The organism is Aquabacterium sp. (assembly GCF_041909175.1).
Classification (GTDB): domain Bacteria; phylum Pseudomonadota; class Gammaproteobacteria; order Burkholderiales; family Burkholderiaceae_C; genus Aquabacterium.
Window position 1 is genome coordinate 48370 of record NZ_JAYRDZ010000012.1, and the last position, 14247, is coordinate 62616.

Annotated in this window: 15 protein-coding genes; 9 read left to right on the forward strand and 6 right to left on the reverse strand. The window is 59.7% G+C overall.

Annotated features, from left to right (window positions below; all coding sequences use genetic code 11):
• Positions 1–11: 11 nt before the first annotated feature.
• The 4 genes from ACE3PH_RS14865 (at position 12) to ACE3PH_RS14880 (ending at position 3015) form a co-directional block, all read left to right on the forward strand.
• Complete coding sequence (locus ACE3PH_RS14865) at positions 12–149, forward strand: cbb3-type cytochrome oxidase subunit 3 (RefSeq protein WP_374320466.1); 138 nt, start codon at positions 12–14, stop codon at positions 147–149.
• 15 nt (positions 150–164) lie between these two features.
• Positions 165–1097 carry a cytochrome-c oxidase, cbb3-type subunit III gene (gene ccoP, locus ACE3PH_RS14870; RefSeq protein WP_374320467.1) on the forward strand — a complete coding sequence of 311 codons (933 nt, stop codon included), beginning with the start codon at positions 165–167 and terminating at the stop codon, positions 1095–1097.
• 133 nt (positions 1098–1230) lie between these two features.
• Positions 1231–2715 carry a cytochrome c oxidase accessory protein CcoG gene (gene ccoG / locus ACE3PH_RS14875; protein ID WP_374320469.1) on the forward strand — a complete coding sequence of 495 codons (1485 nt, stop codon included), beginning with the start codon at positions 1231–1233 and terminating at the stop codon, positions 2713–2715.
• A gap of 27 nt (positions 2716–2742) precedes the next feature.
• On the forward strand, positions 2743–3015 hold the full coding sequence (locus tag ACE3PH_RS14880; protein ID WP_374320471.1) for a nitrogen fixation protein FixH: 273 nt from the start codon (positions 2743–2745) through the stop codon (positions 3013–3015).
• 73 nt (positions 3016–3088) lie between these two features.
• Here ACE3PH_RS14880 and fnr read toward each other — a convergent pair whose 3' ends face one another.
• Positions 3089–3805 carry a fumarate/nitrate reduction transcriptional regulator Fnr gene (gene fnr / locus ACE3PH_RS14885; protein ID WP_374320473.1) on the reverse strand — a complete coding sequence of 239 codons (717 nt, stop codon included), beginning with the start codon at positions 3803–3805 and terminating at the stop codon, positions 3089–3091.
• Between the two features lie 257 nt (positions 3806–4062).
• Here fnr and hemN point away from each other — a divergent pair, with 257 nt between their 5' ends.
• The 3 genes from hemN (at position 4063) to icd (ending at position 7720) form a co-directional block, all read left to right on the forward strand.
• Complete coding sequence (gene hemN, locus ACE3PH_RS14890) at positions 4063–5424, forward strand: oxygen-independent coproporphyrinogen III oxidase (protein ID WP_374320475.1); 1362 nt, start codon at positions 4063–4065, stop codon at positions 5422–5424.
• Between the two features lie 27 nt (positions 5425–5451).
• A complete protein-coding gene (locus tag ACE3PH_RS14895) occupies positions 5452–6267 on the forward strand; it encodes a sulfite exporter TauE/SafE family protein (protein ID WP_374320477.1) in 816 nt (271 codons plus the stop codon).
• A 199-nt stretch (positions 6268–6466) separates the two neighbouring features.
• Positions 6467–7720 (forward strand): NADP-dependent isocitrate dehydrogenase, encoded by a 1254-nt coding sequence (icd, locus tag ACE3PH_RS14900; RefSeq protein WP_374320479.1) that lies wholly within the window; start codon positions 6467–6469, stop codon positions 7718–7720.
• Positions 7721–7855: 135 nt separating this feature from the next.
• Here icd and ACE3PH_RS14905 read toward each other — a convergent pair whose 3' ends face one another.
• Entirely contained in the window at positions 7856–8152 is a 297-nt protein-coding gene (locus ACE3PH_RS14905) for a cold-shock protein (protein ID WP_374320481.1), read from the reverse strand.
• Between the two features lie 277 nt (positions 8153–8429).
• Here ACE3PH_RS14905 and clpS point away from each other — a divergent pair, with 277 nt between their 5' ends.
• Entirely contained in the window at positions 8430–8783 is a 354-nt protein-coding gene (clpS, locus tag ACE3PH_RS14910; protein WP_374320483.1) for an ATP-dependent Clp protease adapter ClpS, read from the forward strand.
• Complete coding sequence (clpA, locus tag ACE3PH_RS14915; RefSeq protein WP_374320485.1) at positions 8780–11101, forward strand: ATP-dependent Clp protease ATP-binding subunit ClpA; 2322 nt, start codon at positions 8780–8782, stop codon at positions 11099–11101. The genes clpS and clpA overlap by 4 nt, the downstream gene beginning before the upstream one ends.
• A gap of 80 nt (positions 11102–11181) precedes the next feature.
• Here clpA and ACE3PH_RS14920 read toward each other — a convergent pair whose 3' ends face one another.
• Genes ACE3PH_RS14920 through ACE3PH_RS14935 form a run of 4 tightly spaced genes read right to left on the reverse strand, consistent with a single transcriptional unit; the run spans position 11182 to position 14222 of the window.
• Entirely contained in the window at positions 11182–11991 is an 810-nt protein-coding gene (locus ACE3PH_RS14920) for a UDP-2,3-diacylglucosamine diphosphatase (protein ID WP_374320487.1), read from the reverse strand.
• Positions 11984–12487 (reverse strand): peptidylprolyl isomerase, encoded by a 504-nt coding sequence (locus ACE3PH_RS14925; protein WP_374320489.1) that lies wholly within the window; start codon positions 12485–12487, stop codon positions 11984–11986. Before ACE3PH_RS14925 ends, ACE3PH_RS14920 begins: the two co-directional genes overlap by 8 nt.
• A 2-nt stretch (positions 12488–12489) precedes the next feature.
• Entirely contained in the window at positions 12490–13053 is a 564-nt protein-coding gene (locus ACE3PH_RS14930; protein WP_374320519.1) for a peptidylprolyl isomerase, read from the reverse strand.
• Positions 13053–14222, reverse strand: coding sequence for a murein L,D-transpeptidase family protein (locus tag ACE3PH_RS14935; protein WP_374320491.1), 1170 nt, complete (start codon positions 14220–14222; stop codon positions 13053–13055). Before ACE3PH_RS14935 ends, ACE3PH_RS14930 begins: the two co-directional genes overlap by 1 nt.
• Positions 14223–14247: the final 25 nt, after the last annotated feature.

A 14247-nucleotide genomic window follows, 5' to 3' on the forward strand; every position in this document is an offset into this window, starting at 1 on the left:
GAGTAATGCACATGGACGTCAATGACTTTCGCATCGCCTTCACGGTGGGAAGCCTGTGCATTTTCGTGGGCATCGTTGCGTGGGTGTACGCCCGCTCCAACCGTGCCCAGTTTGAGGAGGCAGGCAAACTGCCCCTCGCTGATGATTAATCTGGAGTCTCAGCTATGAGCGACTTCATTTCGAGTGCGTGGGCGTGGTACGTCGTCGCGATCGTTGTGTTCGGGTTGGTGTTTTGTGTGGGCGTTCTGCTCGGCGCAAGCCGCCACAAGGTGATCTACGATGCCCAAGGCAATGTGGACAAGACCACTGGTCACGTCTGGGACGGTGACCTCCAGGAGTTGAACAACCCTCTGCCGCGCTGGTGGCTGATGCTGTTCATCATCACCCTGGTGTTCGCTGTGGCTTACTTTGCCATGTATCCGGGTCTGGGTACCAACAAGGGCACCCTGGGCTGGACTTCGGTCGGCCAGCTGGAAGCTGAAAATGCCAAGGCTGTTGCTGAAGAAGCCAAGGTCTATGACGCCTTCAAGGGTCGTTCGGTGGAAGATCTGGCACGTGACCCCAAGGCTCACGACATTGGTCAGCGTCTGTTCCTGAACAACTGCGCAGCTTGCCACGGCTCTGACGCTCGCGGTGCCAAGGGCTTCCCCAACCTGACCGACGGCGATTGGCTGTATGGTGGTACCCCTGACAAGATCATCGAGACCATCACCCACGGTCGCCAAGGCACCATGCCGATCATGGCGCCGGCAGTGGGCGGTCCCGAAGAAGTTCGTCAGGTTGCCAACTATGTGCTGAGCCTGTCGGGTTCGGCTCACAACTCGATCCTGGCTGGCCTCGGCGAAGCCAAGTTCAAGAGTGTGTGTGCTGCCTGCCACGGTCCGGACGGCAAGGGTAATCAGGCCATCGGTGCACCTAACCTGACCGACAAGATCTGGTTGCATGGCTGGGGCGAACAGGCCATCATTGACATGGTCAGCAAGGGCAAGCACAACGTGATGCCGGCTCAAGAGGCCCGCTATACGCCTGACCAGATCAAGCTGTTGGCTTCTTACGTGTGGAGCCTCTCCAACGTGGACAAGACTGCCTCCAACTAAGCTGATCGCTTCTTGACGCGTACAACTGAAGAGTTGATGCGAGTCAAGTGACAGGTGGAAACCCACCCTGATGCGGCTGCGCTCTGATACCCTACAGGGTATAGGCGCAGCCGCTTTTCATTACAGAGCTGATATGAGCGATACCCCCAGCAACGAGGCACAAGGCACTGGTACCCAGGCCCCGGTCCAATCTCCTTCTCCACAGTCTCAGGCTGTGCGTGAAGAGGTCGTGTCCTTGTACAAGAAGACAGCAAAGATCTACCCACGCGAGGTGCATGGCCTGTTCATCAAGTGGCGTTGGGTGCTGGTCTGGCTGACCCAGATCGTGTTCTATGGACTGCCTTGGCTGACGTGGAACGACCGCCAGGCCGTTTTGTTTGACCTGGGCTCTCGGCGCTTCTACCTGTTCAATCTGGTGCTGTATCCACAGGACTTCATCTACCTGACGGGCCTGCTGCTGGTCAGTGCGTATTCGTTGTTCCTGTTCACGGCAGTGGCAGGCCGTCTGTGGTGTGGCTATGCCTGCCCGCAGACGGTCTACACCGAGATCTACATGTGGATCGAGCGCAAGTTCGAGGGAGACCGTGGTCGCCGCATGAAGCTCGACAAGGGAGCCTGGAGTGCAGAAAAGATCGCTCGCAAGACAGGTAAGCAGATTGCCTGGATCGCGTTCGGCCTGGTGACCGGCTTCACGTTGGTGGGGTACTTCACGCCGGTTCGCGTGTTGATGCAGGAGTTGGTGACGTTGAGTTTTGGCCCCTGGGAAACGTTCTGGGTGCTGTTCTATGGCTTCGCCACCTACGGCAACGCAGGCTACATGCGCGAGCAGGTCTGCAAGTACATGTGCCCGTATGCCCGCTTCCAAAGCGCCATGTTTGACCGCGACACGCTGATCATCACCTATGACAGCAAGCGTGGCGAGCCTCGCGGTTCGCGCTCGCGCAAGAGTGACGCCAAGTCGCTGGGGCAGGGGGACTGCGTGGACTGCACCTTGTGTGTTCAGGTCTGCCCAACCGGCATCGACATCCGCAAGGGCCTCCAATACGAGTGCATTGGCTGCGCAGCCTGTATCGACGTGTGTGATGAGGTCATGGACAAGATTGGTTCGCCTCGCGGCCTGATCCGCTACTCGACCCTCAATGCATTGGACAACGGCTGGAGTACCAAGGACATCGTCAACCGGGTGATGCGTCCCCGTGTGCTGATCTACACCGCCATTTTGGTGGCCATCGTGGTGGCCTTCGTGGTCAGTCTGTACAACCGCAGCCCCTTCAAGGTGGACGTGGTGCGCGACCGTGGCGTGTTGGCCCGCGTGGTGGACGAGGGTGTGGTGGAGAATGTCTACCGCATTCAGATCATGAATACGACCGAGTCAAAGCAACGTTATCGCGTGGGCGTTGAGCAGCTGCCTGCCGGCTCTGTTCAAGGTGGCGAGGATGTGGTTCTTGGCCCGGCCGAGGCTCGTTGGGTACCGATTGCCGTGCGTGTGCCGCCGGAAGCTGCGGCGCGCTTGGGTACAGGGCAACATCCGTTTATGATCGTCGTCGAACAAACCCGCAGCGGTGACCAGCCGCAGCTGGATGTGCGTGAGCACTCGACATTCATGGTGCCCCGTTGATGTACGGGCTCCTGTGAGGAAAACACAATGTCAGAAATTTCGTCAAACCAAGTGAACGAGCAACCCGCAGCGGAACACCAGGACAAGGGCAAGCCTTGGTGGAAGTTCCCGATCGTCTGGATGGTCATCAGTGGCCCGCTGATCGTGGTGGTCGCCGCCTTGACCACCGTGGTGGTGGCCGTCAAGCACGTTGACCCTGTCTTGAACGTCGACAACACCAGCAACAAGGGCCTGATGCCAGCAGTGCAGGGGCGCAACCATGCAGCTGAAACCTCAGCCAACGAGCCTGCCGAACGCTGAGCTGGCTCACCCATGAAAAAAGCCCACCAATCGGTGGGCTTTTTCTTTGGTGAAAGGGAAGAAAGCAGGTTGATCAGCTTTTCACGCTGTTGACCAGGGCACGAAGGCCATCTTCGTTGAGGATGCGGATGTCGCGTTGCTTGACCTCCAGCAGGCCTTCTTCCTGGAATTTCGAAAAGGTACGGCTGACCGTTTCGAGCTTCAGGCCGAGATAGCTGCCGATCTCTTCGCGCGTCATGCGCAGCACCAGTGCAGAGGCCGAAAAGCCGCGTGCATGGAGGCGTTGCGTCAGGTTGAGCAGGAAGGCCGCAAGGCGCTCTTCTGCGCGCATGCTGCCCAGCAGCAGCATCACCCCATGGTCGCGCACGATTTCGCGGCTCATGATCTTGTGGAACTGATGCTGCAGGTCAGAGAACTCGCGCGACAGGTCTTCCAGTTGGGAGTAGGGGATCACGCAAACCTGAGAATCTTCCAGTGCGATGGCATCGCAGGCATGCCGGTCTGTGCTGATGCCGTCCAGGCCAAGCAATTCACCGGCCATCTGGAAGCCCGTTACCTGGTCTCGGCCATCTTCGGATGAAATGGCGGTCTTGAAGAAGCCCGTGCGCACGGCGTAGACCGAGCGGAAGGGGTCCCCGGTGTGGAACAAGGCCTCGCCACGCTTGACGGTGCGGCGTGAGGCAATCAGGGTGTCCAGATGCGAAAGCTGCGGTTCGGTCAGACCGACGGGCAGGCACAACTCGCGGAGGTTGCAGCTGGAGCAGGCGACTTTGAAGGCTTCGTATTTCATGGAACAGGGATCGTGGCCGCTCGAGTCGGCTTGCGGTTTGTTACTCGGGACATTGACAACGGTGTCCCCGCATTGTGCGTCAAGGTTGGGCGTAGATCTGTTCGACATGAGAAACCTCAAAGGTGGCCCGATTGTTGCCAGATCGGTCTACGTGACTTTGAGCCATGTCAACCCTTCAATATCCAAGTTTGGCACAGTCCCCGCCCATGAGCACACAGGTCCTCGCACATTCTCAGCCACCAGTCGTTACACGGGAGATGCTTTCGCGTCTGGACGTCAGTGGCCCCCGCTATACGTCTTACCCGACGGCTGATCGCTTTGTAGAGGCTTTTGGCCCGGATCAATATGCGACGGCCTTGTCCCAGCGCGCCAGCGCCGTGGGGGGCGCGGTCATGCCCTTGTCTGTGTACGTGCATATTCCGTTTTGCGAATCGGTTTGCTACTACTGTGCGTGCAACAAGGTCATCACCAAGCACCATGAGCGTGCGGCGGAATACCTCGACGCACTGCAACGGGAAATCGATCTGCACGTGTCGGCACTCGGGCGGGGCCAGAGCTTGTCTCAGTTGCACTTCGGCGGCGGTAGCCCGACGTTTCTGACCGACGACGAACTGGAGCGCGTGCTGGGCATGCTGCAGTCGGCCTTCCGTTTCGCTCCGGGGGGTGAGTATTCGATCGAAATCGATCCGCGCACCATTGATGTTGAACGCCTCAAGCGTCTGGCGGCGATGGGCTTCAATCGATTGAGTTTTGGTGTTCAAGACTTCGATCCACATGTGCAACAGGCCGTGCACCGCGTGCAGCCCTACGATCAGGTTGCTGGGCTGATGGCGGCTGCCCGTGCCGAGGGCTTTGACTCGATCAACACGGATCTGATCTACGGCTTGCCGCGTCAGACCCTGGCCAGTTTCCGTCGGACACTGGAGCAAGTGATCTCGTTGCGCCCCGAGCGGGTTGCATTGTACGCGTACGCCCATCTACCGCAGCGCTTCAAGCCTCAGCGTCGCATTGACGCCGCATTGCTGCCGGCGCCGACCGACAAGATCGGCATGCTGGCCATGGCCATTGAAGTCTTCCGTGATGCTGGTTACGAGTACATCGGCATGGATCACTTCGCCTTGCCCACCGACAGCCTGGCTGTGGCGAAGCGTCAGGGTTTGCTGCATCGCAATTTTCAGGGCTACAGCACGTATCCGGACAGCGACCTGATCGGCCTGGGCGTCTCGGCCATCGGTCGTGTCGGGGCGCACTACAGCCAGAATGCCAAGACGCTTGAGGAGTACTACGACGCCTTGTCGCGCTCGGAGTTCCCGATCGTCCGTGGCCTGACCTTGAGCCACGACGACATCCTTCGGCGGGCCGTGATCATGGCCATCATGTGCCAGGGGCGAGTCGACTTCGAATCGATCGATCTGGCTTACCTGATCGATTTCAAGCAATACTTCGCCTCTGAGTTGCGTCAGCTGGAGCCGCTCGTCGAGTTGGGGCTGGTGCAGATGGAGTCGGATGGTGTTCGCGTCACGCCGCTGGGGTGGTACTTTGTGCGTGCCATCGCCATGGTCTTTGATCGCCATCTGCAGGCAGACAAGACGGTCGAGCGCTTCTCGCGCATCATCTGATTCGTCGGCCTTGAAGGGGAGCCAGGCATGTTGTCTGGTCTGATGCTCACGGCCTTTCTCATGGGCTTGGCAGGCATACCGCACTGTGCTGCGATGTGCGGCACGGCCTGTGCTGCACTGTTGCGCAAGCCGTTGCCGATGGCTGCCCTCGTTGGGCGGGTTGTTGGTTATGCCATGCTGGGTGCCGTGGCGGCCACCGCCACCACCCTGGCAGGTCAATGGAGCAAGCAGATTGCGATGCTTCAGCCACTGTGGGTGCTGGCGCAATTGGCGGCGTGCATGCTGGGTTTGTGGCTGCTCTTCACGGCACGCATGCCAGTGATGCTCGAGCAGTGGGCGCATGACGCCTATCGTGCGGTTCAGGTGCGAGCAGGGCGTCAACCTGCATCGTCGTCTGGTGGTTGGGCCGGCATGTTGCTACCGTTGTTGAGCGGGATGGCCTGGGCGGCACTGCCCTGTGGCCTGCTCTATGGTGCGGTCACGGTGGCTGCGCTGGGCAACACGCCGCTGGACGGCGCGCTCGTCATGGTGTCTTTCGCGGTGCCCAGTGCGGTGGGGTTGTGGGCCATGCCCTGGCTGGTAGCCAAAGCACGCCATCAACCCGTGAGCGCGCCAGCCGTCGCGCAAGGAGCAGGTGACGGCTCCATGCCATTGGTGTTCTATCGGCAGCAGCCCAATTCGCTTGATTCGGCCGAGGCCTTGCCGGGGGGCTGGCAGGGTTTGGTGTTGCGCTTGACCGATCCGCGCTGGGCTATTCGCTTTGCAGGCCTGATGCTGGCCATCATGGCTGGCTGGGCGGTGTACCACCGACTGGTCGACCAATGGAATGCCTGGTGCGCCTGAGTGAGGCGGCCGTGGCGTTGATGTGACGCAACGTTCATGACATGTTGCGCATCGGGGCGGCGCCAATTGGCAACGTAAACCCGTATTTACGGTCCTTACTGCTACGTCGGATAAACGGGCTCGCTTAGAATCGTTGCCACGCGCTGCCGACATCCATGGCATCGCAATCACGGAAACGCCAAACGCGGAGACGACAATCATGTACCAGCACATCAAGGTGCCCGAAGGTGGCCAGAAGATCTCGGTCAACCCGGACTTCTCGCTCAATGTTCCCAACAACCCCATCATCCCTTACATCGAAGGGGATGGCACCGGTTTCGACATCACGCCCGTGATGATCAAGGTGGTTGACGCTGCAGTGGCCAAGGCTTATGGCGGTCAGCGCAAGATCCACTGGATGGAAATCTATGCTGGTGAAAAGTCGACCCGCGTGTACGGTCCCGACGTCTGGCTGCCTGAAGAGACCCTGCAAGTCCTGAAGGACTATGTTGTGTCCATCAAGGGTCCGTTGACGACGCCTGTCGGTGGTGGCATCCGTTCGCTGAACGTGGCACTGCGTCAAGAGCTCGACCTTTATGTCTGCCTGCGCCCCGTGACCTACTTCAAGGGTGTGCCTTCGCCTGTGAAGGAACCCGAAAAGATCGACATGGTGATCTTCCGCGAGAACTCGGAAGACATCTATGCCGGTATCGAATTCGAAGCCCAGAGCGACAAGGCCAAGAAGCTGATCAGCTTCCTGCAGACCGAGTTCGGCGTGAAGAAGATCCGTTTCCCCGAAACCTCCGGTATCGGCATCAAGCCCGTGTCAAAGGAAGGCACTGAGCGTCTGATGCGCAAGGCCATCCAGTACGCCATTGACAACGACAAGCCCAGCGTGACCATCGTGCACAAGGGCAACATCATGAAGTTCACTGAAGGTGGCTTCCGTGACTGGTCGTACGCCCTGGCTCAAACCGAGTTTGGTGCAGAGCTGATCGACGGTGGTCCGTGGTGCCAGTTCAAGAACCCGAAGACCGGTAAGACCATCGTCATCAAGGACGCTATTGCCGACGCCTTCCTGCAGCAGATCCTGTTGCGCCCTGCAGAGTACAGCGTGATCGCCACGCTGAACCTGAACGGCGACTACATTTCTGACGCGCTGGCAGCTCAGGTTGGTGGTATCGGTATCGCTCCGGGCGCCAACCTGTCTGACTCCGTGGCCATGTTCGAAGCTACCCACGGCACTGCACCGAAGTACGCTGGCAAGGACTATGTGAACCCTGGTTCCGAAATCCTGTCGGCTGAAATGATGCTGCGTCACATGGGGTGGTTCGAAGCAGCTGATCTGATCATCAGCTCAATGAACGGCGCCATCCAGAGCAAGAAGGTCACCTATGACTTCGCCCGCCTGATGGAGGGCGCAACCCAGGTGTCGTGCTCGGGCTTTGGCCAGGTCATGATCGACAACATGTGATCACGGGCCCGTCAGGGCCGATCGCAGATAAAAAAACCCGCCAGTGATGGCGGGTTTTTTGTTTCTGTCGGCTGTGTCGGGATTGTTGCGCCCATGTACGCTTTGTCGGGCTTACATGCGCGCGATGATCAGATCTCAGTGCGACAGGCTGGTGCCGCTTGCGACAGCGGTTTCCCGATAGTGCAACTCGGGCATCGGGTCTGCCTGCTTGACTGTGGCGGAGCCACTTTCAATGGGTTGGATGTTCTGCGCCAGCATGCCTTTGGGGCCGGCTACCAGTTCGTACTGAACCTTGGCGCCTTGCTTCAGGGTGCGGAACCCTTCCATCTGGATCGCTGAGAAATGAGCGAAGACGTCTCCGCCTCCTTGGTCCGGCTCAATGAAACCAAATCCCTTGGCGTCGTTGAACCATTTGACGGTGCCTGTAGCCATGCTACCCCTCCTGTTAATTTGTTCACATTTTTGAGCGTTGCTTCGGACAGTGTCAAGCAACCACCTGGGGGTGCTTTCCCTCAGTTTGGGGTTTGAATCATAAATGAGATTGGCCCGCGGATTGCATGGTAGCCGACAGGTGCGCTGTGTGTTGTGAGGGTGTGCCCGGTGAGTAAGCGGAAAAATCCAACAACCCTGCCGGATTTCCGCCCTTGAAGAATGGTGGGATACCTCAACATGGCACACATGAGCGGAATCCGTCTCTTAGAATGAGTTCATGACCAGACCGTTACATCCTCATGCTTCCACGCCGGGCCAGGTTCCCGGCGAGGGCTCGGACGGCTTGGCCATTGCCGAGAAGAAGGCAGTCAGTCTGGAGCCGCCCAAGTTGTACAGGGTCGTGATGTTGAACGACGACTTCACCCCTATGGAGTTCGTGGTTGCTGTTTTGCAGGAATACTTCCGGCACGACATTGAGACAGCTACGCAAATCATGCTCAAAATCCACCACGAAGGTCGTGGTGTGTGCGGTGTCTATACCAAAGACGTCGCGGCCACCAAGGTCGAACTCGTTCTTGCCGCCGCCCGGCGCGCCGGGCATCCCCTGCAGTGCATTCTGGAGACCGCATGATCGCGCAAGAGTTGGAAGTGAGTCTGCATATGGCCTTCGTCGAGGCCCGTCAGCAGCGCCATGAGTTCATCACCGTGGAGCACTTGCTGTTGGCCTTGATCGACAACCCCTCTGCTTCCGAGGTGTTGAAAGCCTGCGCCGCCAATCTGGATGAGTTGCGCAAGAACCTGGATCAGTTCGTGCGTGACAACACGCCGACGGTGGGCGGTACCGACGAGGTTGACACCCAGCCGACACTCGGTTTCCAGCGCGTTATCCAGCGCGCCATCATGCATGTCCAGTCTTCTGGCAGCGGCAAAAAAGAGGTGACCGGCGCCAACGTGCTGGTGGCCATCTTTGGCGAGAAGGATTCGCACGCCGTCTACTACCTGCACCAGCAGGGTGTGACACGCCTGGACGTGGTCAACTACATTGCGCACGGCATCCGCAAGGCGGATCCCCCTGAACCGATGAAGTCGTCTTCAGAAGGCGGGGCGCCCGAAGGTGAGCGTGAGGAAATGGGCGAGTCCAAGGCCTCGCCTCTGGAGCAGTACACCCAGAACCTCAATCACCTGGCTCTCGAAGGCAAGATCGACCCACTGATCGGCCGTGAGTCCGAAGTGGAGCGTGTCATCCAGGTGCTGTGCCGCCGTCGCAAGAACAACCCGCTGCTGGTGGGTGAGGCTGGCGTGGGCAAGACCGCTATCGCGGAAGGCCTCGCATGGCGCATCACGCAAAAGGATGTGCCCGAGGTGCTGGCCGACGCTGAAGTGTTTGCGCTCGACATGGGCGCCTTGCTGGCCGGGACGAAGTACCGTGGTGATTTCGAGCAACGCCTGAAGGCTGTCATCAAGCAGCTCAAGGAGCAGCCGGGCGCTATTCTGTTCATCGACGAGATCCACACCTTGATTGGTGCTGGTGCGGCATCGGGCGGCACGCTGGATGCAAGTAATCTGCTCAAGCCAGCGCTGAGCTCTGGTCAGCTCAAGTGCATCGGCGCCACCACTTTCACGGAGTACCGCGGCATTTTCGAGAAGGATGCTGCGCTGTCTCGCCGTTTCCAGAAGGTAGAGGTCGTGGAGCCTTCGGTCGAGCAGACCATCGAGATCCTCAAGGGGCTCAAGTCACGGTTTGAAGAGCACCACAGCGTCAAATACGCACTGGGCGCCTTGCAAGCTGCGGCTGAGTTGTCTGCCAAGTTCATCAATGACCGTCATCTGCCCGACAAGGCCATTGACGTGATCGATGAGGCTGGTGCGGCTCAACGTGTGCTGCCCAAGAGCAAGCAGAAGAAGACCATCACCCGTGCCGAGGTGGAGGACATCGTCGCCCGCATCGCCCGCGTGCCGTCGGCCAGTGTGTCGAACGATGACCGCTCCAAGCTCAAGACCCTGGACCGCGACCTCAAGAGCGTGGTGTTCGGTCAGGATGCGGCCATTGATGCGCTGTCTGCGGCCATCAAAATGTCCCGCTCTGGTCTGGGCAAGCCCGACAAGCCTATTGGCGCCTTCCTGTTCAGTGGTCCTACGGGCGTCGGCAAGACGGAAGTGGCCAAGCAGTTGGCTTATATCCTGGGTATCGAGCTGATCCGCTTCGACATGTCGGAGTACATGGAGCGCCATGCCGTGAGCCGCCTGATTGGCGCGCCTCCGGGGTATGTTGGGTTTGACCAGGGCGGCCTGCTGACAGAGGCTGTGACCAAGAAGCCGCACTGCGTGCTGCTGCTCGACGAAATCGAGAAGGCCCACCCGGATGTCTTCAACATCCTGCTGCAGGTCATGGACCATGGCACCTTGACGGACAACAACGGTCGCAAGGCTGACTTCCGTAATGTGCTCATCGTCATGACCACCAACGCGGGTGCGGAGACCTTGCAGAAGGCCACCATCGGCTTCACCAGTCAGCGCGAAATGGGCGACGAAATGGGTGACATCAAGCGCATGTTCACGCCCGAGTTCCGCAATCGTCTGGATGCCATCGTTGGCTTCAAGCCGCTGGACGAGGAGATCATCCTGCGGGTGGTCGACAAGTTCTTGCTGCAGCTGGAAAGCCAGTTGGCCGAGAAGAAGGTGGAGGTCACCTTCACCGATGCGCTGCGTCGCCACCTGGCCAAGAAGGGCTTCGATCCGCTCATGGGCGCGCGCCCAATGCAACGTCTTATCCAGGACACGATTCGTCGTGCCTTGGCCGACGAGTTGCTGTTTGGTCGCCTGGTCGACGGCGGCCGCCTGACGGTGGATATCGAAGAAAACACTTCTGGCGAAGCCGAGGTGAAGCTCGATATCCAGTCGAACAAGAAGAGCGACAAGCCCAAGGCTGAACCGGCTACAGCCGAGTGATGCCAGGGGGCTTGGGGCCTCCATCACCCAAAAGGCCAGCAAATCTGCTGGCCTTTTTCATTCCGGGGTGGATTGCTTGCTCACGCGTCGGAGAGCGGTATGCGTTTCAGGCCATCTGGTGTGAGCCTGAGAATCTCACCCCTGGGGGTTGGGGTATGGTCGAGACCCCAGTCGCTCAGCACAACGCGGTGCGACGTGCCTTCCGCATTCAGGGGGAACATGCCGGGCCGGTGTGTGTGGCCGTGCACCATCAGTTGGGTGCCGGCTGAAGTCAGCCAACTGAGGGCAGCCTGAGCATCGACGTCGGCCCAGGTCTCGGGGGCTTGTTGCTGCTGATGTGCGGCACTGGCCATCCGCATCTGTGCGGCTATCGCGAGGCGCTCTGCCAGTGGCTTGGTCAAAAACGCGGCTTGCCAGTCCTGTGTGCGGACCTGTGCGCGAAAACGCAGGTAGTCCGTGTCGGCCAGGCAGAGGGCGTCTCCATGGGTCAGCAGCAGTGATTGCCCGAACGCCATCAGCATGGCGGGGTCATCCAGCAGGTGTGCGTGGCAGGCCTGGGCCATGTCGGCGCCCAGCAGGAAGTCGCGGTTGCCAACCATGATGCCGAGCCAATGGCCGCGACCATAGTCGGCCAGGGCCGCGGTGCAGGCGCCCTCATAGGCCTCGTGGCGCATGTCGTCACCGACCCAGGCTTCGAACAGGTCACCCAGGATGAAGACGGCATCGGCTCGGGTGTGTGCCAGGTAATGGACAAATGCTGCCGTGGTACGGGGCAGTTCGGCGTGCAGGTGCAGGTCCGACACAAAATCAATACACCGCCACGAGGGCGGTGCATGGATGGCTTGAGCGCCAGGGAAGGGGGGCAGGGCCCCCGCAGTCAGATCAGGCAATCTCGACGGCCTTGTTGATCACGACATTTTCCACCGGCACGTCATCATGGAAGCCGCTGCGGCCAGTCTTGACCTTTTCGATCTGATCAACCACCTCGGTGCCGGCCACCACCTTGCCGAACACGGCGTAACCCCAGCCACTCATCGATTCCGACTTGAAGTTCAGGAACTCGTTGTTGTTGGTGTTGATGAAGAATTGGGCGCTGGCCGAATGCGGGGCCTGTGTGCGGGCCATGGCAATGGTGTAGTGCTCGTTCTTCAGACCGTTGTTGGCTTCGTTCTGGATGGGCTCACCGGTGGGCTTTTGCTTCATGCCGACTTCAAAGCCGCCGCCTTGAATCATGAAACCCTTGATCACGCGGTGGAAGATGGTGCCGTCAAAGTGACCGCTGCGCACATAGCCCAGGAAGTTCTCGACGGTAACGGGTGCGCTGGCGTCATCCAGTTCGATGCGGATATTGCCGGCGGAAGTTTGCAGTTCAACGGTCTTGGTCATATTTATTTCTCGATGGTGGCTTGTTTGATCACGATGGGCTGCACCGGCACGTCACCGTACATGCCTTTCTGGGTCGTGGCGACCTTGCGGATCTTGTCCACGACATCCATGCCTTGCACCACAGTGCCGAACACGGCATAGCCGTTGCCGTCAGGCGAGCGTGCAGCATCCAGGAAGGGATTGTCCTTCACATTGATGAAAAACTGTGCGGTGGCAGAGTCGGGCACGTTGGTGCGTGCCATGGCGATGGTGCCGCGCAGGTTGCTCAAGCCGTTACGGCTTTCAAGCGGAATGGGCGCGCGCGTGGGTTTCTCCTTCAGGTCAGGTGTCATGCCGCCACCTTGAATCATGAAGTTGTCAATCACGCGGTGAAACACGGTGCCGTTGTACTGGCCGCTTTTGACGTATTGGACAAAGTTGTCGACCGTCTTGGGTGCCTTGGCAGCATTCAGTTCCACCACGATGTCGCCTTGGGTGGTGGCGAGTCGCACCTTCTGAGCCCAGGCCGGGACGGCGGCCAGCGTGGCCGCCAGGGCGCCCGCGAGGATCACTCGGGTTGTGTTCATCATCCGATCACTCCTTCGTAGAAGATTTTCCAGAGGCCGTTTTCCTTGCCCCAGTATTGACGTTTGATGGGGCCATTGCGTTGACCGTTGGTCAGCTCGCCAAAGGTCACCACCATCACGTCGCCCCGGTCTTGCCATTTGAGGATGGCGACATCCTTCAGTTCCAGCGACTTGTTGCGCTGGCCGGCATTCTCGCGTTGCAGCGTCTGGCGCCATTGACCCAGGTCCTTGACGCCGTTGCCCGCAAATGCTTCCGAGTAAAACGAGAGCAAGCGAGCCATGTCGCCGGTGACGCGGGCGACCCGCCAGCCTTCCAGCAAATTGTGAAGGCTGCGCTGTTGGGGTTGAGACTGCTGAGGGGCGACCCAGTCGAGGTTCTTCGCAATCACGACCGGGGTGGTACGTGGCTCGACGCGCTCCAGCAAGCCTTGTAGCTCGGGGTTGGACAGCGCCACGCAGCCATCGGTGCTGTTCGGGCTGCGGGCAAAACTGTCAGACGGCACGCCGTGCAGCCAGATGCCATGGCCTGTGCGCCCAAGGCGTCGGTCGTACTCGTTGGGGTAGTTCAGGGGCAGGGCACCGCTGCCATAGAAGTCGGTCAGTTGCTTGCCTTCGAGTCTGCTGGTGATGTAGTACACCCCCAGTGGCGTGCGCTGGTCACCCTGCACGCTCTTGTCTGCACCCAGGCGGCCGATCGATGCATAGTGGTCGGACACGAGCTTGAGCCCGTTGGGGCCGTTTTCGAACAGGTACAGGCGTGACCGGCTGGCGTCGACAGCAATGGCGTGCCGCGTCGTGCTGGGCAACTGCACGAATTGCGCGGGCACCGCGTTGGTAGGCGGGCGCTCTTGCAGGGCCGACAGGCGCCGTCTGGCTTCGGTGCGCAGTTGATCCAGCTTTTGGGGTGCGCGTGCAACGAGGCCGGCTGGTGCATTGCCCATGCTGCTGATGGCCCCGGTCTGCGCCATCAGCAGGTCGCCGTAGACCAGTTGTGCCAACTGGAATGTCGGGACGTCTTGCGTCAGCGCTTCGGCTTTTTGCAACGCGGCGCGCGTGTTGCCTGCGCCGATCAGCTTGTAGACCTCGATCAGACGGGCTTCAGGGGAAAGCTTGGGCTCTCCCGCCGACCACGCCGGTGTTGCCAGCCCCAGTGCGATGGCCGCTGCCATCAGATGGCTTCCGAGAAGACGTGTG